18 protein-coding genes are annotated in these 18,698 nt (G+C 33.7%); 6 read left to right on the plus strand and 12 right to left on the minus strand.

Annotation, left to right across the window (positions count from 1 at the left end):
* Window positions 1-32 precede the first annotated feature (32 nt).
* From BWZ20_RS08190 to BWZ20_RS08220, 7 genes are all read right to left on the minus strand, one after another.
* Window positions 33-872, minus strand: coding sequence for a tetratricopeptide repeat protein (locus tag BWZ20_RS08190; protein WP_317041665.1), 840 nt, complete (start codon window positions 870-872; stop codon window positions 33-35).
* Window positions 873-1,005: 133 nt separating this feature from the next.
* On the minus strand, window positions 1,006-2,046 hold the full coding sequence (locus BWZ20_RS08195; protein ID WP_076618814.1) for a VWA domain-containing protein: 1,041 nt from the start codon (window positions 2,044-2,046) through the stop codon (window positions 1,006-1,008).
* Window positions 2,039-3,043 (minus strand): vWA domain-containing protein, encoded by a 1,005-nt coding sequence (locus tag BWZ20_RS08200; protein ID WP_076618817.1) that lies wholly within the window; start codon window positions 3,041-3,043, stop codon window positions 2,039-2,041. The genes BWZ20_RS08195 and BWZ20_RS08200 overlap by 8 nt, the downstream gene beginning before the upstream one ends.
* A complete protein-coding gene (locus tag BWZ20_RS08205; RefSeq protein WP_157358457.1) occupies window positions 3,043-4,695 on the minus strand; it encodes a hypothetical protein in 1,653 nt (550 codons plus the stop codon). Before BWZ20_RS08205 ends, BWZ20_RS08200 begins: the two co-directional genes overlap by 1 nt.
* Window positions 4,696-4,819: 124 nt before the next feature.
* Window positions 4,820-5,686 carry a DUF58 domain-containing protein gene (locus tag BWZ20_RS08210; RefSeq protein WP_076618821.1) on the minus strand — a complete coding sequence of 289 codons (867 nt, stop codon included), beginning with the start codon at window positions 5,684-5,686 and terminating at the stop codon, window positions 4,820-4,822.
* Between the two features lie 99 nt (window positions 5,687-5,785).
* Window positions 5,786-6,787, minus strand: coding sequence for an AAA family ATPase (locus tag BWZ20_RS08215; protein WP_076618828.1), 1,002 nt, complete (start codon window positions 6,785-6,787; stop codon window positions 5,786-5,788).
* Window positions 6,788-6,945: 158 nt separating this feature from the next.
* Entirely contained in the window at window positions 6,946-7,512 is a 567-nt protein-coding gene (locus tag BWZ20_RS08220) for a DUF4382 domain-containing protein (RefSeq protein WP_083677191.1), read from the minus strand.
* Window positions 7,513-7,617: 105 nt separating this feature from the next.
* On the opposite strand from BWZ20_RS08220, the gene BWZ20_RS08225 reads away from it, so the two are divergent.
* From BWZ20_RS08225 to BWZ20_RS08235, 3 genes are read left to right on the plus strand one after another with little or no spacing between them, the layout of a single operon-like run.
* Window positions 7,618-8,481: an aldo/keto reductase family oxidoreductase gene (locus BWZ20_RS08225; protein WP_083677192.1), complete on the plus strand. Its 864-nt coding sequence runs from the start codon at window positions 7,618-7,620 to the stop codon at window positions 8,479-8,481.
* Window positions 8,482-8,483: 2 nt separating this feature from the next.
* On the plus strand, window positions 8,484-9,233 hold the full coding sequence (locus tag BWZ20_RS08230) for an SDR family NAD(P)-dependent oxidoreductase (RefSeq protein WP_076618852.1): 750 nt from the start codon (window positions 8,484-8,486) through the stop codon (window positions 9,231-9,233).
* A gap of 30 nt (window positions 9,234-9,263) precedes the next feature.
* A complete protein-coding gene (locus BWZ20_RS08235) occupies window positions 9,264-10,397 on the plus strand; it encodes an ATP-binding protein (RefSeq protein ID WP_076618858.1) in 1,134 nt (377 codons plus the stop codon).
* A gap of 212 nt (window positions 10,398-10,609) precedes the next feature.
* On the opposite strand, the gene BWZ20_RS08240 is transcribed toward BWZ20_RS08235, so the two are convergent.
* From BWZ20_RS08240 to BWZ20_RS08260, 5 genes are all read right to left on the minus strand, one after another.
* Complete coding sequence (locus BWZ20_RS08240) at window positions 10,610-10,984, minus strand: hypothetical protein (RefSeq protein ID WP_157358362.1); 375 nt, start codon at window positions 10,982-10,984, stop codon at window positions 10,610-10,612.
* 49 nt (window positions 10,985-11,033) lie between these two features.
* Window positions 11,034-12,221, minus strand: coding sequence for a DUF1501 domain-containing protein (locus BWZ20_RS08245; RefSeq protein WP_076618873.1), 1,188 nt, complete (start codon window positions 12,219-12,221; stop codon window positions 11,034-11,036).
* A gap of 2 nt (window positions 12,222-12,223) precedes the next feature.
* Window positions 12,224-13,597 carry a DUF1800 family protein gene (locus tag BWZ20_RS08250; RefSeq protein ID WP_076618881.1) on the minus strand — a complete coding sequence of 458 codons (1,374 nt, stop codon included), beginning with the start codon at window positions 13,595-13,597 and terminating at the stop codon, window positions 12,224-12,226.
* Between the two features lie 160 nt (window positions 13,598-13,757).
* Entirely contained in the window at window positions 13,758-13,997 is a 240-nt protein-coding gene (locus tag BWZ20_RS08255) for a hypothetical protein (RefSeq protein WP_076618889.1), read from the minus strand.
* A gap of 290 nt (window positions 13,998-14,287) precedes the next feature.
* Window positions 14,288-15,841: an aldehyde dehydrogenase family protein gene (locus BWZ20_RS08260; RefSeq protein ID WP_076618897.1), complete on the minus strand. Its 1,554-nt coding sequence runs from the start codon at window positions 15,839-15,841 to the stop codon at window positions 14,288-14,290.
* A 122-nt stretch (window positions 15,842-15,963) separates the two neighbouring features.
* Between BWZ20_RS08260 and BWZ20_RS08265 the strand changes: the two genes are divergently transcribed.
* The 3 genes from BWZ20_RS08265 to BWZ20_RS08275 all read left to right on the plus strand — a co-directional run bounded on the left by BWZ20_RS08265 (window position 15,964) and on the right by BWZ20_RS08275 (window position 18,635).
* The gene (locus tag BWZ20_RS08265; RefSeq protein WP_076618904.1) at window positions 15,964-17,043 is read left to right on the plus strand and encodes an isoaspartyl peptidase/L-asparaginase family protein; all 1,080 of its coding nucleotides are present in this window, start codon (window positions 15,964-15,966) and stop codon (window positions 17,041-17,043) included.
* A gap of 90 nt (window positions 17,044-17,133) precedes the next feature.
* The gene (locus tag BWZ20_RS08270) at window positions 17,134-17,874 is read left to right on the plus strand and encodes a DUF6090 family protein (RefSeq protein WP_076618910.1); all 741 of its coding nucleotides are present in this window, start codon (window positions 17,134-17,136) and stop codon (window positions 17,872-17,874) included.
* A 5-nt stretch (window positions 17,875-17,879) separates the two neighbouring features.
* Window positions 17,880-18,635 (plus strand): DUF6090 family protein, encoded by a 756-nt coding sequence (locus BWZ20_RS08275; protein WP_076618913.1) that lies wholly within the window; start codon window positions 17,880-17,882, stop codon window positions 18,633-18,635.
* The last annotated feature ends 63 nt before the right edge of the window (window positions 18,636-18,698 follow it).

Below are 18,698 nucleotides of genomic sequence, written 5' to 3' on the forward strand. Positions count from 1 at the left end.
CAGGCAATAATGATAAGCAACTTTTTTCTAAACTACCAATCTTTTTCTGTCCTTACTTTAGCTCCTTTTTGCTTTTCTGCATTAATTTTTTGTTGAACTTTTTGTTCTTGATTTTGCATGGCTTCTAGAATGTTTTTCATTTGCTGAGGAGACATCTGTCCTGGCTTTGGTTTAGACTTTTGGTTTGGGTCTTTTTTTTCATTCTCCTTATCACCGTTGTTTTTCTTATCATCTTGTGGTTTACCTTTGTCGTCTTGCTCTTTATCCCCTTCCTTTTTATCGTCGTCTCCTTCGTCTTTTTTGTCTTTATTGTCTTTATTTTCGTCTTCTTTCTTTTCTTCCTTCTCTTTGTCTTTTTCTTCTTCTTTATTCTCGTCCTTTTTATTGTCTTCACCACCACCATCTTTTTGTTGCTCTGCACATTCTTTTGCCAGAGCAAAATTATATCTTGTTTCTTCGTCTGAGGGATTATTCCTTAAAGCATTTTTAAAAGCTTCTACTGCTTCTTTACAATTGTCTTCTTGCATTAAAATATTGCCAAGATTATGGTAAGCTCTGTGTTTTTCGTCTTTGGTTTGCGCATTTTCGACCGCTTCTTGAGTTCTAAATAGGGCTTCGTCGTAGTTTCCATTCTTGTAATACGTGTTGGCAAGGTTATATGCACCGACAGCTTTACTTGGAGCATTAGAAATAGCTCTTCTGTACTCCATTTCAGCTGATATATAGTTTTCGTTTTGCACCAATTCATTGGCTTTATAAACCAAATCGGTGGCCACTCTTTCTTTTTTTAATTGCTCTATCTCCTGGTTTTGAGAAAAACTAAAATAACCCGATAAAACAACAATTAACCCTATGTAAATTTTCATCTTCATAATTCTTTTTTAAAAGTAACAAACCCTTTAATTATATGGCGTTAAAGAAAATTTAAAAGTTTTTAACTCGCTAGATATAATCATTTTTTCTTGTTGAAAATCTTAAAATCATTAGTTTTTTGATCAAAATGATTTAGTTTGATGTTTCGTTGAATAAATTCAATTTCTTCAGCCAAGCTGTTTTTCTTTCTAGAAAGAAAATTTCAATAAATAACAAAAAGATACCAATACCTAAAAACCATTGAAACTGATCTTTAAAATCTGCTATTTGTTTAGATTCGAATTCCTTTTTATCCATTTGGTCTAGTACATCTTTAATAGTTTCAACTACTTCGTCTGTATTACTTCCATTTATGTAGACTCCAGTTGTTTCTTCTGCAATTTTTCTTAGGGTACTTTCATCTAATCTTGTTATAACTGTTTCTCCATTACTGTCTTTTTTATAATTGAGCACCACTCCGTTTCGTTTTATGGGTATTGGGCCACCTTTGGTATTGCCAACACCAACCGTTAAAATTTTAATGCCTTCATCAGAAGCTTCTTCTGCAATATCTACGGCTTCCCCACCATGATCTTCGCCATCTGAAATGATAATTAATATACGGTTGGTTTGCTCATCGTCATCGTAATAGGTTTTTGCCAATTGAATAGCTTCGTGAATTGCTGTGCCCTGTGAAGACAGCATGTCTGTATTCATGTTTTGCAAAAACATCTTAGCAGATGCATAATCTGTGGTTATAGGCAACTGCGGAAATGCCTTACCTGCATAGGCAATAATACCAACTCTATCGCTAGCAAGACTATTAATAATTTCTCTAACCAATTGTTTTGACTTCTCTAATCGGTTTGGGGCAATATCTTCTGCTAACATGCTTTTTGAAACGTCTACCGCAAAAACAATATCTACTCCTTGGCTTCGTACTGTTTCTAATTTTGTGCCAATTTTAGGGTTTACTAAGGCTAAAGACAAACAGCCAAAAGCAGCACACAATACGACTACTTTTAGAACACTTTTAAATAGGGAATGATTGGGACTAAGACGACTAAGAAGGTGACTATCTGCAAATTTCTTTTGTGTGGATCGCCTCCATACTTGTAATAAAACGTATAGCAGAATAACTACTGGTATTACCAATAGCGTCCAAAACCATATTTTTTCATCTAGTCTAAACAAAGCTTCTAAATATTGTATTTCTTAATATAATTTCGATAAGCAAAAGCAAACCTGCAAGGATTACAAGAGGTCTGTATTTTTCGTCGTAATTGTAATATTTCTTTTCTTGTATTTCTGTTTTTTCTAGTTTGTTGATTTCCTTATAAATCTCAGCTAACTTTTGGTTATTGGTAGCTCTAAAATACTGCCCTCCAGTAGCATTGGCTATTTCCTCTAATAATTTTTCGTCTATTTCTACTTGCTGTCTGCTGTACCTAAAGGTTCCGTTTGGATTAATAGAACTTGGCGATAAGGCCATTCCATTGGTACCTAAGCCTATGGTATACACTTTAATGCCGTATTCTACAGCTAATTCACTAGCTATTTTTGGGTCTATAAAACCTGAATTATTAACACCGTCTGTAAGTAGAATAATCACCTTACTTTTAGCTCTACTGTCCTTAAGTCTGTTTACAGAAGTTGCCAAGCCCATACCAATTGCTGTACCTCCTTCTATTATTGTATTGTATTTAATATCTCTTAAAGAACGTTGTACTATTGATTTATCTGTTGTAATTGGTGTTTTGGTGTAAGCTTCGCCTGCATATTCTACTAAACCTATCCTATCATTTGGGCGACCATCTATAAAATCTGCCGCGACTTCTTTTAAAGCTTCCAAACGATTAGGGCGTAGGTCTTTTGCCAACATGCTTGCGGATACATCTATTGCCATTACAATATCTATTCCTTTTGTTGTTTTTGTTTTGGTAGATACATCGACAGTTCTTGGTCTTGCAAGTGCTGTAATTAGTAAAGCTAAAGCGAGCATTCTTAATACAAATAATATGTGCTTAAACTTTCCCCAAAACGACGATGTTTGCTTAAACCCCTCTATACTAGATATCTTTAACTCAGCAGATTGTTTGCTGTGCTTAAACACATACCAGACTAGTGCTAATGGCAATAGCACTAAAAACCAAAATAATTCTTTATTTAAAAACTCTATATTTTCAAACATTAATTCTGTGATTCTTGTTCAGCATTAGCTTGTTTGTCAGATTTCATTTCTATTGATTCTATAATTCGCTCTGCAACCTTAACAGCGTAGTTATCTTCTGTAGCCCAAACCAAGGTGATATGTATAATTGCACCTTCTTTTGTAGCAAAACTAAAAATAGCATATGATGCTTTGAAGGTTTTATCAGAATCACCCGTTGGAAAATCACCAATGCCGTAAGTTTTACTTCCCTCAACATTATTTGGTGTTATGTACTGTTCGTTTTTAGTTATTATATTCTGAACATTCTTAGTTTCCCACGCTTTTAAAATCTGCTCTATAGACTGCGATACTTTTAGTTCTAGGTTTTCTTGATCTTGTTGGTTATTATCGGTTTTTGGTGTTTTAGTTACTATTTTAATGGTAACTTGTTTTGCGTCATTAAACACAAATTCTTTTGTATTAAAATTGAGTTTCTGCTCTTTTGATATGCTATCTGTAACTCGTCTTAATACTTGCGGAGTTTCAATATATACAGGTGGATAGCCGTAAGCACTTTTAACCCATTCACCTTCTAAAAGTTCTTTGCTTTCATCACCTAAAATGGTATCATTAACATATTTAAAACCATAGGTTATGCCAAAACCTACATAGGTTGCGATGACCAACAGTATTATACTTGTAATAGAAATAACTACATTTTTACGTTTCTTTTTACGTTCTTTCGCTTCCTTGTATTGTTGGTCTAGAAGTTTTTCTTCTTCACTTGGTTCTGGTAAAACGGCCTTTACACTATCAATTTCTTTTTCAATAGTAGCTCTATCCATTTCAATAAGCGCTGTGTCTGGTGCAGATTTTGCAAATTTTACCAAGTCGGCTCGCTTTAAAATGGTTTCGAGATTAAGAATAGTCTCTTTTGTAAACGCAAATTGATTGCCTTCCTTTAAAAGTTGAAGTCTTTGAATAAGTTCATCTGTTGTACTTTCCAATGAACGTTCGTAAACTTGCTCATCTAAATATTTTCTAATAATCATTGTTAGTTCAGAATAATATTCTTTGACTTCTGAGCGCATTAAATATTGACTATTATCTAGTTTTTTTAAAGCTAGTTTTGCTCTGTCGTAAGGTGGTAATAAGGCTATTTCTTCTTCCTCTGTCAGCGGTTTTTCTCGCCAGATAAACCACCACAATAAAAAAGCGACTAAAGCCAAGGCAGCTAAAATTCCTAATAACCATTTCCACCAATTACTACTACTTTTTTCAACTTCTATAATGGGTTTAATGTCGTATAGTTTCTGCTTGGTAGTATCAACTTGAACTGTACCCACATCTACACGTAAAGAATCTGTAAAAAATGGTTTTTCGCCAATAATTATTTTTTGCTTTGGAATTACATACGAACCAGAATCAAACTGCGTAAGCTTATAAATCCTAGACAGTTTTAATTTTGAATTTTCTTTAGTTGTATCAACATCTAGCGCTTCTACCGCTTCAAGTGGCATAAAGGTTTGTCCCTCTGGAAAAACAACCAATGCAGTAGAATCGGCTTCAACTTTTATTTTGTAGTTTATTTGCTCGCCTATTCTGATTTTTGTGGTATCTACTTCTATGGTAACCTGACTAAAAGCACTGCTAGTAAAAAGTAAATAGTAGATAGTAGATAGTATCAGAATTACAACTGCATTGCACGATGTTGCTCCTTCTGATAATTTCTCACTCAGACTAATTATATTTGTGTTATTCTTCGTCACTTTATACTTTTTACCTTACACTAATTAACTTAGCGCAACACGCTTATTATCCTCTTCGTTTAAAATACCCTAACAGTTTCTTTACATAGCTTTCATCTACACGGCAATCAATTGTACCTGCACCAGACTTGGTAAAGCTATCTTTAAAATAATCTACTTTTTCTATATAAAATTTACCGTAATTCAGTCTTACATTTTTAGATGCTGTGTTTACCAAAAGCAACTCGCCTGTTTCTTCATCTTCCATTTGTACCATTCCCAAATTTGGTATTTCCGCTTCGTGCTTATCGTAAACTCTTATCCCTGTAATATCGTGTCTACCAGCTGCAATTTTAAGATTCTGTTTATAATCGTCTGCTATAAAATCTGAAAGCACAAAAACAATGGCCTTTTTCTTCATAACATTTGATAAAAACTTAAATGCTTCGGCTACGTTTGTTTTTTTACTTTTTGGCTGAAATTCTAACAACTCTCTGATAATTCTTAATACGTGAGAGCGTCCTTTTTTTGGTGGAATGTAAAGTTCGATTTCATCTGAAAATAAAATCAAACCTATTTTATCATTGTTCTGAGTTGCTGAAAAAGCTAGTGTTGCTGCTATTTCAGTAACAATTTCATCTTTAAATTGATTTTTTGTTCCAAAGAATTTACTACCAGACACATCTGCCATAAGCATCATGGTCAGTTCGCGTTCTTCTTCAAAAACCTTTACATACGGTTCATTGTATCGTGCTGTAACATTCCAATCTATATTTCTTACATCATCACCAAATTGATACTGACGAACTTCAGAAAAAGTCATACCACGACCTTTGAAGGTAGAGTGGTACTCGCCTCCAAAAATATGATCAGACAAACGACGTGTCTTAATCTCTATTTTCCGTACTTTTTTAAGAAGTTCTTTGGTATCCATTTTTTTTAAGTATGCAGTGTGGAGTCTTCAATAAGCAGACAAAATAATTCAGAGTTCGAGTAAGTTCAGCTTACTGAACACTGGATTACTGCCAACTATTTATGGTACTTCTATCTCATTAACAATCTTGTTAATGATGTCTTCTGAAGTTACATTTTCTGCTTCGGCTTCGTAAGTAATTCCGATTCTGTGACGCAACACATCGTGTACCACTGCTCTTACATCTTCTGGGATTACATAACCTCTTCGCTTGATAAATGCATAACACTTTGCTGCAGTTGCTAAGTTAATACTTCCACGAGGTGAAGCACCAAACGAGATTAATGCTTTTAAATCACCAAGTCTGTATTTTTCAGGATAACGCGTAGCAAAGATGATATCTAGTATATATTTTTCAATCTTCTCATCCATGTAAACTTCTCTAACTGCTTGTTGGGCACTTAGAATTTGTTTCACAGAAACTACTGGATTGACTTTATCATAGGAACCTTTGAGATTTGCTCTTACTATAAGTTGTTCTTCATCTAGCTTTGGATAATCAATTACCGTTTTTAGCATAAAACGGTCAACCTGAGCCTCTGGCAAAGGATAAGTTCCTTCTTGCTCAACAGGATTTTGTGTTGCCATTACTAGGAACGGTTTGTCTAGTACAAAGGTTTCATCACCAATAGTTACCTGTTTTTCTTGCATCGCTTCTAATAGAGCAGACTGTACTTTTGCTGGTGCTCTATTAATCTCATCTGCTAAGACAAAATTTGCGAATATTGGTCCTTTTTTTATAGAGAAATCATTCTCTTTGATGTTGTAAATCAACGTACCAATAACATCTGCTGGTAATAAATCTGGTGTAAACTGTATTCTGCTAAAACTTGCATCAATGGCTTTAGATAAGGTGTTTATAGCTAATGTTTTTGCTAAACCTGGTACACCTTCCAAAAGAATATGTCCTTGACCAAGCAGTCCAATTAACAAACGTTCTACCATGTGTTTTTGACCCACTATAACCTTGTTCATTTCTAAAGTTAGCAAATCAACAAATGCACTTTCTTTTTCAATCTTTTCATTAATTGACTTAATGTCAACTGTACTCGTTTCTTCCATATTTGTTAAGTATAAGAGCTTATCTTTTCTAGGGATTTATTTAGTGATGCAAAATGTTAAAATTATTCGGTAGTTGCTGTTAACAATTGGTTAAAAAATAAAGAGCAAAACCACTACAGTATTGCTCTTATATCTTCATTTAATAGGGATTATTATAATTAATATTCAAATTGTCGTATTGCTGTATATAATTTAGGGTTTAAAATCATCATGTTTTCATCTTCATTATAAAAAATCGACTTGTCTAAGTCTATATCTATAACTATATCATATCGCCTTTTAGAATGTAGTTGCATTTCAATTAAGTTTGAAGGTGTAGCGTTTCCTAAGGTTTCAACATCTAAACTATGTAATACATTATTAATATCCATAAAATTATTATCACCTAGTACCAATCTAATTTCATAAACATAGGTGGCTTCGAATTCAAAATCATCAACTAGCAGCAAAGTATTATCCACTTTTAGGTCAGACACATTAAAAACGCCTTGATTGATTGTATTTAAACTCTTCCATGAGCTGGTGCTATTAGGGTTTTCCTCGATTCTAATCTGAATATCTTGAATATCAAAATACACCTTACCCTGAGATTGACTAGAACTTTTAAGATTTACCGTAATCTGTGTTGACTTGCTATTATCTTCTACATCGTCTTTAGTACAACTCGACATTGTTAGCATTAGTGTAAGTAAGAATAAAATCTTAATGAATTGAAATTTTTTCATGATTTGGGGAAATGGAATAATAACACACCAAGAATACTTTAATCTTTAGGATTTCAGTATTTTTATACATCAATTGCAGAAAAATCCTTATAACCTGAAAAAAAAGTGAAATATTCTCGATTAATTGCAGGTACAATGACCTGGGGAAGTTGGGGCAAACAACTCTCAAAACGCGACATGGTAGATTTAATGCACCATTGCCTTTCTAATAACATTACAACTTTTGACCACGCTGATATTTATGGTGCATACACAACTGAAGCTGATTTTGGCAAAGCATTTACCGATTCTGGTATTAAGCGGGAAGACATTCAGTTAATCTCAAAGTGTGGTATTCAATATTTAGCTGACAACCGAAACAACAAGGTAAAACATTACGATTACTCTAAAGACTATATCATTTGGTCCGTTGAAGAATCCTTAAAAAATCTCGAAACAGAATATTTAGACTTACTCCTTCTGCATAGACCAAGCCCTTTAATGGTTGCTGAAGAAATAGCAGAGGCAATTACCATCTTAAAAAAAGAAGGAAAAATAAGAGATTTTGGCGTTTCAAACTTTACACCTTCCCAAATGGAAATAATTGGATTGCGAATGGATATCGACGTGAATCAAATTGAATTTTCACTTACACAACATTTAGCAATGCACGATGGCACGTTAGATTATATGAAAACATGCGGAATAAAACCTATGGCTTGGTCTCCATTGGGTTCTGTGTTTAGAGAAGATAACGAGCAAACTAGACGTATCCATAAACAACTTGGTGAGTTGATGGACAAATACAACGCCACAGAAGACCAACTATTATTAGCTTGGATTATGAAACATCCTTCGGGAATTCATCCTGTGGTTGGGACAACTAATAAAACAAGACTTAAGCAAGCTGTTGAAGCCTATAAAATTGACCTAGAACTTGAAGACTGGTTTTTAATATTAGTAGCAAGTCAAGGCCATAAAGTTCCTTAATTATGAAGAAAACAGCATTAATAACAGGCGCTACAAGTGGCATTGGTAGAGCCACCGCACATGAGTTCGCTAAACATGGCATTAACTTAGTACTATGTGGGCGCAGACAACAACGATTAGATAGTATTGAAAAAGCCTTATCTAAACAAACGGATGTCCATACCTTAAATTTTGACGTTCGTAACAAAAAGAAAACACTTAAAGCTATTGCTTCGTTACCTACAGAATTTCAAAACATTGATATTTTAATCAATAACGCAGGTAATGCTCATGGATTAGACCCAATACAAGACGGAAGTCTGGATGATTGGGATGCCATGATGGATATTAACGTAAAGGGCTTGCTCTATGTTAGCAAAGCTATAATTCCAGGAATGACAGAGCGTCAATCCGGACATATTATTAATATTGGTTCATCTGCTGGAAAAGAAGTGTATCCAAAAGGCAATGTGTATTGCGGTAGTAAACATGCTGTTTTGGCAATAACAGAAGGTATGCGTATAGATCTTAATCCTTTCGGAATAAAAGTTTCTGCTGTGAATCCAGGTTTAGTAGAAACGGAATTTTCACAAGTGCGATTTAAGGGTGGAAATCAAGCTGATAATGTTTACAAAGGCTACAAAGCTTTACAACCCGAAGATGTAGCAGAAGTCATCTACTTTGCAGTATCCAGACCTGCTCACGTTAATATAGCAGATGTTTTAATGTTATGTACTGCACAAGCGAGTTCTACTATTGTAAAAAAGGAATAATAAAGGATTTCTGCTTTCGCAGGAAATATTATGATCAACAAACGCCTCCTCATAAAAAATCTACTGGCTCACAACGATGAGAACAGTTTTTATGACAAAAAGCGAAAAGTTGATATTAGCCACAAAGAAGGAAAAGCTAAATTTTTAAAGCACATTTGTGCATTGTCTAACAGCAATCCTAAAAACAACTCTTACATTGTTATTGGTGTTGAGGATGAAGACAATAAAATTGTAGGCACCGATTTTTTTGATGATAGTAAAATACAAAACCTCATCAACGCCTACCTCACCAATCCACCAATAGCACAATACGAGAATATTCCGTTTCCGCACTTAGCAGACGATAAAGTTGTGGGCTTAGTAACCATAAGGCCAATTGACAAGATTACATCTTTACGAAAGAATATCTGGAAATATTATGGAGGCTCCGTTTTTTTTAGAGATGGTAGTATAAGCATGCCAAAAGTGTTTGATATTGAAATTAGAGATGTTAACTCCAAGATTGTTGCTGAAATAGAAAACCATGCACAAAACAACATTGAGCTAACATTAAATGGTGTATTCGATTTTATGAATAAGCGGCAAGATTTTAACCCACAATACAAAGTTTTTAAAGAATATTTTGTGCTCTGTTGGTCTGGACAAAAAAAGCACGTTAAAAATGAAGTCTTTTATTCACGCGTGGATATTGAAATGATCAATGAACAAGTACGTTTATTTTACTCTGCATTAGATGAAGTTGCGATTTTTTATGATGACAATTCCTTTAAAATTGTAGAATATGTTCGTCTTGGGCTTCAAAAATCTTTTAAATACTATAAGCTCGAAGAGCAAATCATTCATTTTGATGAAAATGCAAATTATTCTATTGAAGCCAATCTTGTTTTTAATCCGCCTCAATTTGACAGGAAAGTATTGTACCACATATATAACACCAATAATACTCTACTCGAAAAGCTAGAAAAAGGAATTACAATTGCCAATCATGAGATTCCAGATTTAAAAAATTTAGCAGCAAGCTACTTAATTTGTTATCTCAATGGTTTTGAAGATGCACTACCCAAACTAGAATTTGCAAAACCATACATAAAAAATTACAGTTCTAATCTCTATAAATCTTATAAAGAAACCATTAGAATTTTAAGAAAGGTAAAGTACAATTAATTTTTAGTCGGATTTTTAGATTATTTTACCCTCATTTTTTGCATCTGGTCGAATGTAAATCGAAGTGAGTGCAGATTATACATTTTTTTCTACCATTCATCAAAAAATTAAATAATAAAAGGATTTAATATGCATCTTTGAAGTGCTATTAATCAATTATATAACCTTGTTTCAGTATGTTTTTAACTAGATCTGAAGCAAGGTTTATTGTTTTAATTAGGTGTTAACTGAAATTCTAAAATCCGAGTAATAACATGGCAATTGTCTTCAGTTTTATCAACTAAAATGGGATTGGAAATAAAGGTTTGATAGTTATTTGATGTCACTTCAATAATGTAAGTCCCCTCTCGTTCACCAGCTCCTAAAAAATAATCTGAATCTTCTATCCTAGTAAGTTGCTCTTGGTAAGAACCGTCTTTGGCTGTAACCGTAATACCATCCGTTATAATGGCTTGTGTATTTGCATCTTTAAAGGTAATGTTAAGCCCAAAAACATATACTTCTGTACAGTTTTGTGGATTAGGGTCATCAGAATTACAAGATAACAACACAAGCAATGTTAGAAATAAAATAAAGTTCTTCATCATTTTAGCTTTTCATTTTAAAGTTAACAAAAAAGCTGTTGACTGTACAGTTCTAGATAAAGTTAAGCTTTTCAAAATCTTGATTTAATACGATTCTGTCATCAGCATCTAACCATTTGCTTAAAATTGTAGCGTAAACTGTTCTAAAATCGATTTCATATTTTAAATCTCCATTAGAGTCTAAGTGCTCTAGGCTGGCTAGATTATTATAGAATCCAGCTTTCTTTAAATTTTCACCAATAACAAAAACGTTGTTTGCCGCTCCGTGGTCTGTTCCGTTTGCTGCGTTTTGTTTTACACGTCTTCCAAATTCTGAAAACGTTAAAACCAAGGTGTCCTTAAAAGTGTTGTTTTGTTTTAAATCTTTTACAAAAGCCGAAATACTTTCAGCATATTGCGTTAATAATCTTGCTTGTTTATTTTGTTGGTTGGCGTGCGTATCAAAACCGCCAAGAGAAGTGTAAAATACCTTGGTATCTAAATCTGAGTTAATGAATTGGGCTACATTTTTTAGCTGTTTTGCAAATCCATTCTGAGGATACTCTTGCTGCGATGATTTTACTTTAGTATTTTCAAAAATGTATTTAGCAGAAGATGTGGCCTCTATCATGGTTTGATAAAGATATCCCAAATTGTGCTCACTCAAATGCGTATCGTTGTAATGACTGAGCACATTTCTAAAAAATGGATCTTTGGCTGTTTTATATAAAACTTTATAATTATTAGTGGCTATACCGTTAAAATATTGGCCTTTCATTGCTAAGCTTAGTTGCTCATCCATCTCAATGGCGTTGTAGGGTTTTTTTCCATATATATCCATATATCTTCCCAACCACCCACTTTGTAAATACGTATTAGAATCACTTGCCGTTTGCCAAATATCCATTGACCTAAAGTGAGAGCGTACTGGATTTGGATAACCAACGTTATTCAATATTGAAAGCTCTCCGTTATCGTACAACGAACGTAAGGGTGCTAAACTTGGGTGAAATCCCAAATCATCAGTCATACGAATAATGTCATTGGTAATTGCCAAACGTGGTCTAGCATTATAGTAGATATCATTATTGTACGGAATTATGGTATTTAAACCATCATTTCCACCTGCTAGTTGAACAACAACTAGTCGTTTAAACCCTAAACGCGAAGTATCTACAGACTCAAAGGCTTTAAGAAAACTTGGCACAAAAAACAAGCTACTTGTTAATGCGGAATTTTTTAAAAATTTTCGTCTATCCATAGCTAGCACATTTGATATTCTGGTAAGGACATTAACTGAATACAATAATCCCGTTTAGATGTTTTACGCAACGTTTCTAGATAAGCTAAAGTACCTTTGTTAATACTTCCTTGTAATATAACCTGATGGAGATTCTCAGTTTCAACACTATTAAATTCTTTTAAAAATGTATCCCAATCAGCTAATGTCTTAAATGGTAATTTACCCTTATTATTTTTTAAAAAACCAGCTCTTGTTGCATCATTAAAATCTCCAAATTCTTCTAGAGAAATTACGGCGTTGTTTAGTAAAACGGATGGTAGCTTTAATCTTAGCATAATGGTATTGGCGTCTATCCAAGCTTTGTCTCCCTTCCAGCCTGCAACATTTGGTGGGTCCAATAGCATTTGACCCAATAATTTTTGGATGACAAGTAAATCTCTTTGTCTTTGAAATGTTACAGGAACAGTATTTGCTATTCCGACCAATAGCTCTACCGGTGATTTTATTTTACTCCCAATATTTTCTTCGGCATAAAACCAATCAGACAACAATACAAAGCGCATTAAATTTTCAATATTGTAATCTTTAAAAAACACATCAGTCATAGCTTCGATATGTGTTTTATTAAGCTTTGGATTTACAAAATAGCGATATATCTTTTGACATATAAATCTAGCGCATTGTTTGTTGGAGAGTATTTCGTCTATAATATCATCGCCATTAAAACGTGCTGTCTTCCCTAAAAAAGTCTTAAAACCATAATCGTGATGTAGTTTTCTAAATACAAAACCTCCTTCAAAATTGTGGCTATATCCTGTAAATGCTCTAGCGCTTTCCTTGATATCCTTTTCGGTAAAATGTCCTTCTCCTAGGGTGAATAGTTCCATTAACTCGCGCGCAAAATTCTCATTAGGTTTTCGTTTTCTATTTTGTTTCCCATTTAGATACCTCAGCATAGCGGCGTTTTTAGAAATTGCTTTTACAAACACCCTAAAATCACCAATGGCATAATGGCGTAATGTATTATTATACTGTTGGGCAAACAGAGGATTTCTTTCCCTACAAACAAAATGATTGGCCCAAAACAAAGTCATTCGCTCCCTTAGTAATGTATTTGAATAAATGAGCTTTTTTAACCATTCGTAATTGAGTTCTAAAATCTTTTTTTTATTTTTTTTCTGAATGTCTTTAACTACAGATGGAAACTTCTTAAGGTCATCTTGATTAAGACCATCGAGATAAGAAAAGTCTAATTGTATTGGCAAGATACTTTTAGAGTTTTCAAAAAGCGCATCAACTACTTGTTTTCTGTCTTTTGAAATTTCTTTATAGTTTCTAGGATGCCATCCAAAACCAGCACGATGATACAAATGTTGAAGTTCTTCTTGCTTCATATCTCTTAGACTTTGATTAGAGGTTTTGGTTTAATTTTAGCGACAATCGTTCCCAAACACTTTATTCCAATATAGATAAAAAAAACCATTTCTAAATTAGAAACGGTTTTTTTAAATTTTTAAGTATGCTTTAATAAAACAATCTGGCTTATTTATTACGTCATTCTTCCTTAAAAGGAGGTGGTGGACAAATAGGGTATCTATATTTTTCTGGAATCTTTTCTATTGTTTTGTTGTAATACAATCCAAAAACGTGACTCCACCAACTTTTTAAAGCTTCTTTTTCAGTAAACAAATAAGCATTTTCTATCCTTGGATTGTCTTCGCTAATATCTACACTTATAATTGCCGCGAAATAATATTCACGTTGATTTTCTCCTATAATCTTATAGGCAAACAAATTGTAGGCATAGATATTCTCTTTAACTGATGGACCAATAAAATCGCCAAAAACTACATCGATATTTTGGTTGTTTAAATCTTCACTAAATTCTAAAAGACGTTTGTAAGTCTACGTTCCTTTAGAAGGCGTGTTATTCTTAAATTGATTTAAATTACCACGCTTTAATTGAGCAGTATAAGCACTTCCTATAGAATCTATTTTCTTAAACTCTAAATCCGCTTGGCCATATCCGCAAAAACAGTATAAAAATCCAATTGTTATATAAAATTTATACAAATCCTTAATAGCTAAAGATCAAACTTAATACCTTGTGCCAAAGGTAATTCGTCTGAATAATTAATAGTATTGGTTTGTCTACGCATGTATATTTTCCAAGCATCAGATCCTGATTCACGTCCGCCACCTGTTTCTTTTTCACCTCCAAAAGCACCACCAATCTCAGCACCAGAAGTACCAATATTTACATTGGCAATACCGCAGTCACTTCCTGCAAAGGATAAGAATTTTTCTGCTTCTTTCATTTCGTTCGTCATGATTGCAGACGATAATCCTTGTGCAACTCCATTTTGCATTTCGATTGCATTTTCTAAATCTCCAGAATATTTCATTAAATATAAAATTGGAGCAAAAGTTTCGGTTTGTACAATTTCAAAATCATTTTCAGCTTCAATAATTGCTGGTTTCACGTAGCAACCAGACTCGTATCCTTCACCTTCTAAAACCCCTCCTTCAACTAGTATATTGCCACCTTCAGCTTTTGCTTTTTCTATTGCAGATAAATACGTATTTACAGAATCTGTATCGATTAATGGACCAATGTGGTTTTTCTCGTCTAATGGATTACCAATAGTTAATTGCTTGTATGCGCCAACAATAGCATCTCTTACTTTATCGTAAACTGACTCATGAATGATTAATCGACGCGTACTTGTACAACGTTGTCCGCAAGTACCAACTGCACCAAACACTGCACCAGGTACAACTACTTTTAAATCTGCAGTTGGTGTAATAATTATAGCGTTGTTTCCTCCTAATTCTAATAAAGATTTACCAAAACGCTCAGCAACTGTAGCTCCAACAATACGTCCCATACGTGTAGATCCTGTTGCAGAGATTAGCGGAATTCTATGATCTGTTGTCATAAACTCACCTACTTTATAATCTCCGTTTATGATACAAGAAATACCTTCTGGTAAATTATTTTCTTTTAATACCTCAGCAATAATATTTTGACAAGCTACTGCACAAAGTGGTGCTTTTTCTGAAGCTTTCCATACACAAACATCACCGCAAACCCATGCTAAAGCTGTGTTCCAAGACCAAACTGCAACTGGGAAATTAAATGCTGAAATAATACCAACAATACCTAAAGAGTGCCACTGCTCTCTCATAACGTGTCCTGGTCTTTCCGATGGAATAGTTTGCCCGTTTAACTGTCTAGATAAACCTACTGCAAAATCGCAGATGTCTATCATTTCTTGTACTTCTCCGTAACCTTCTTGTAAAGATTTACCCATTTCATAAGACACCAACTTACCTAATGGCTCTTTTAATTCTCTTAAGCGGTTACCAAACTGTCTTACTATTTCACCTCTTTGCGGTGCAGGCATTGCTCTAAACTGTAAAAAGGCGTCTTGAGCTGTCTTTATAACTTTATCGTAGTCTTCTCTAGTTGTCGTAGAAACTTTACCAATTAATTGTCCATCTGTTGGAGAGTAAGATGAAATTAACTCACCACTTCCAAAGCTATTTGAGCCTGTAGAAGTTCCTTCGTTAACATCTTTAACACCTAATTGTTTTAAAGCTTCTCTTATTCCGAAATCGGTAGCAATTGCTTCCATATACGTCTTTTTTTTATGAATTATTAAAATTTGCCACGAAGTTACTAATAATTTATCAGTTTAACTTGAAGTCTGAGACTTTATAACGTAACTTTAAAGCACTTACAAAACCAGTTAATATCATGAAAAAACTTCTTATTTGTCTTCTTGCGTTTTCGCTTCATTTCTCTTGTAAAAATGAGAACAACTCCAACATTAACAACAAATCTGACACTACAGCAACCTCAAAAGTTGAAACTGCCGAATTTACCATCATCATTCATGGTGGTGCAGGCACTATTCTCAAAAAGAATATGACACCAGAAAAAGAAGCTGCTTACAAAGCAAAACTCGAAGAAGCCATAAGAGTTGGCTATAACATTCTGAAAAATGGAGGAAGTAGTCTTGATGCTGTTGAAAAAACCATTAATGTTTTAGAAGATTCACCTTTGTTTAATGCTGGAAAAGGTGCTATCTTTACCAATGCCGAAACTAACGAGCTCGACGCTTCAATAATGGATGGCAAAACCCTAAACGCTGGTGCATCTGCAGGTACTACAACAGTTAGGAATCCTATTAATTTAGCAAGAGCTGTAATGGAAAAATCCAAACACGTGATGCTATCAGGAAAAGGTGCTGAAATCTTTGCAGAAGAACAAGGTCTAACACTTGTTGATCCATCTTATTTTTATACCGAAAACCGATTAGAATCCCTAAAACGAGTGAAGGAACGTGAAGCCGAAAAAGCTGGTAAATTTGACACTGAATCTGCTTATCTCGATTTCTACGATGCTGATATTAAAGATTCAAAATTTGGAACTGTTGGTTGTGCAGCACTCGACAAAAACGGAAACCTCTCTGCAGGTACTTCAACTGGAGGTATGACCAACAAACGCTACGGCAGAATTGGCGATGCGCCAATCATTGGCTCTGGTACTTATGCCAATAATGCAACCTGTGCCGTGTCGAGTACTGGTTGGGGAGAATATTTTATAAGAGCACAGGTCGCTCATGATATTTCTGCACTTATGGAATATAAAGGCCTCAGCCTAAAAGATGCTGCTAAAATAGTTCTTGATAAAGTTAAGGCACTTGGTGGCAATGGTGGTATTGTAGCTGTGGATAAAAACGGTAATATGGTAGCCGATTTTAATACGGCTGGCATGTACAGAGCCACAATGAATGACAAAGGAGAATTAACCATTGGGATATATAAGCAATAGTTTGTAACAATTTACTATCTTCATAAACAAATAGTTAACCAACCTCAGCTACACCATCAACCTAATTTGCTTTCAACTTAGAGAAAGTAAATGATTAAATTTTTTAGGCGAATTCGTCAACGACTTCTTTCTGAAAACAAATTCAGTAAATATCTAATCTATGCCATTGGTGAAATAGTCCTCGTGGTAATAGGAATCCTAATTGCACTTCAAATCAATAACTGGAACACCAAGCGATTATTAAAATCCAAAGAGCAAGTCTATTTACAACAAATTAGAATAAGCTTAAACAGTGATTTAGAAAGGATAAAAGAGGTTAAAGAATTTAATGCTTTAAAAACTTCAAAAATAGACTCAACATTTATAGTGTTAGAACAGTCTAACCCTGAAAGATATGTGCCAGCAATTGCAGAATATATGTCAGTAGTGAATGAATTTGACGTTTTTGAGCCCAACGCTATTGCTTTTGATAACATGATTGCCTCAGAAAATATTGATCTTATTACCGATATGGAGTTAAGAAAAAACTTATCACTTTACTATCAAAGAAGAAACTTGAATCTCACCCAAGAGCGAATTAAAGAGACAACGCGCCAATTTGTAGATGACATTATGCCTAAAATGGGCAACAGACAACTCTTGAAACAATTAACGCAACGCGACCACTCTAATTTACCCGATATTTCAGAAGTTAACATACATAGTGATACACAAGTTTATACCAATCTTTTTAATATGACTTTAGTTATAGATGGTCAGAATGAATATTTAGAAATAACTACAGAAGACATAAAACATTTGCTGAATTTAATTAATACTAATCTAAAATAATAGCTATGATTAAATTCTTCAGACATACCCGCAAATTATTAATTGAAAAGAATCAAATGGGTAAATATTTCAAATATGCCATTGGCGAAATACTGCTAGTAGTTATCGGTATTCTCATTGCGCTACAAATAAATAATTGGAACGAAAACAGAAAAAGTAGTATCCAAGAAATTTCAGTATTAAAGAGTTTAAGAGACAATTTACAACAAGCTGAAGAACAGTCTAAAGCACTAATTAACCGAGAAATTGAATTAAAACAAATTCTTATCAAATCTATAAATGTAGCAAGCGAAAATAACAGGTCTTATAAAAAGCAAATTACCGATTCAATTTTCAAAATAGCAGTTTGGGATTTGCAGAGAGACTTACCGACGTTAACAACATACTTAAATCTAAAAAACACCAATCAATTAGGATTAATAAAGAACAAATTGATAAGTGAGAAATTCACCCAATTAGATTTTAAGTACAACAGATTAGCAGATATTTTAGATGATAGATTAAATGTTCAAGAAATAAGGATTGACAATATTTCAGAAAACAATATCAATTTTATTCAATTACTAAAATTTGAAATCCCTGAAATTAATAACGCCAATGAAGTTTCCACAGATTATGAAGAGATTCTGAAAAACAAAAAAGTGAGAAATCTTTTAGGAATGAAATTAACACTTACAAAAGATATTATAGATAGGCGATTAGAACTCGATACCGAAATAAAAGCACTGCTAAAACTTATAAATGAACAATTACAAAATTAAATGATAAAGTTCTTTAAACTATCTGAAATTAAAGATTCAGTGAATCTTTGATGAGGATACAAA

The sequence above is a fragment of the Winogradskyella sp. J14-2 genome, from assembly GCF_001971725.1.
Classification (GTDB): domain Bacteria; phylum Bacteroidota; class Bacteroidia; order Flavobacteriales; family Flavobacteriaceae; genus Winogradskyella.

Coding starts and splice junctions, on each gene's coding strand:
- BWZ20_RS08190 (WP_317041665.1), bottom strand. CDS start 872: ATGAAGATGAAAATTTACATAGGGTTAATTGTTGTTTTATCGGGTTAT.
- BWZ20_RS08200 (WP_076618817.1), bottom strand. CDS start 3,043: ATGTTTGAAAATATAGAGTTTTTAAATAAAGAATTATTTTGGTTTTTA.
- BWZ20_RS08210 (WP_076618821.1), bottom strand. CDS start 5,686: ATGGATACCAAAGAACTTCTTAAAAAAGTACGGAAAATAGAGATTAAG.
- BWZ20_RS08215 (WP_076618828.1), bottom strand. CDS start 6,787: ATGGAAGAAACGAGTACAGTTGACATTAAGTCAATTAATGAAAAGATT.
- BWZ20_RS08220 (WP_083677191.1), bottom strand. CDS start 7,512: ATGAAAAAATTTCAATTCATTAAGATTTTATTCTTACTTACACTAATG.
- BWZ20_RS08230 (WP_076618852.1), top strand. CDS start 8,484: ATGAAGAAAACAGCATTAATAACAGGCGCTACAAGTGGCATTGGTAGA.
- BWZ20_RS08235 (WP_076618858.1), top strand. CDS start 9,264: ATGATCAACAAACGCCTCCTCATAAAAAATCTACTGGCTCACAACGAT.
- BWZ20_RS08240 (WP_157358362.1), bottom strand. CDS start 10,984: ATGATGAAGAACTTTATTTTATTTCTAACATTGCTTGTGTTGTTATCT.
- BWZ20_RS08245 (WP_076618873.1), bottom strand. CDS start 12,221: ATGGATAGACGAAAATTTTTAAAAAATTCCGCATTAACAAGTAGCTTG.
- BWZ20_RS08250 (WP_076618881.1), bottom strand. CDS start 13,597: ATGAAGCAAGAAGAACTTCAACATTTGTATCATCGTGCTGGTTTTGGA.
- BWZ20_RS08260 (WP_076618897.1), bottom strand. CDS start 15,841: ATGGAAGCAATTGCTACCGATTTCGGAATAAGAGAAGCTTTAAAACAA.
- BWZ20_RS08265 (WP_076618904.1), top strand. CDS start 15,964: ATGAAAAAACTTCTTATTTGTCTTCTTGCGTTTTCGCTTCATTTCTCT.
- BWZ20_RS08270 (WP_076618910.1), top strand. CDS start 17,134: ATGATTAAATTTTTTAGGCGAATTCGTCAACGACTTCTTTCTGAAAAC.
- BWZ20_RS08275 (WP_076618913.1), top strand. CDS start 17,880: ATGATTAAATTCTTCAGACATACCCGCAAATTATTAATTGAAAAGAAT.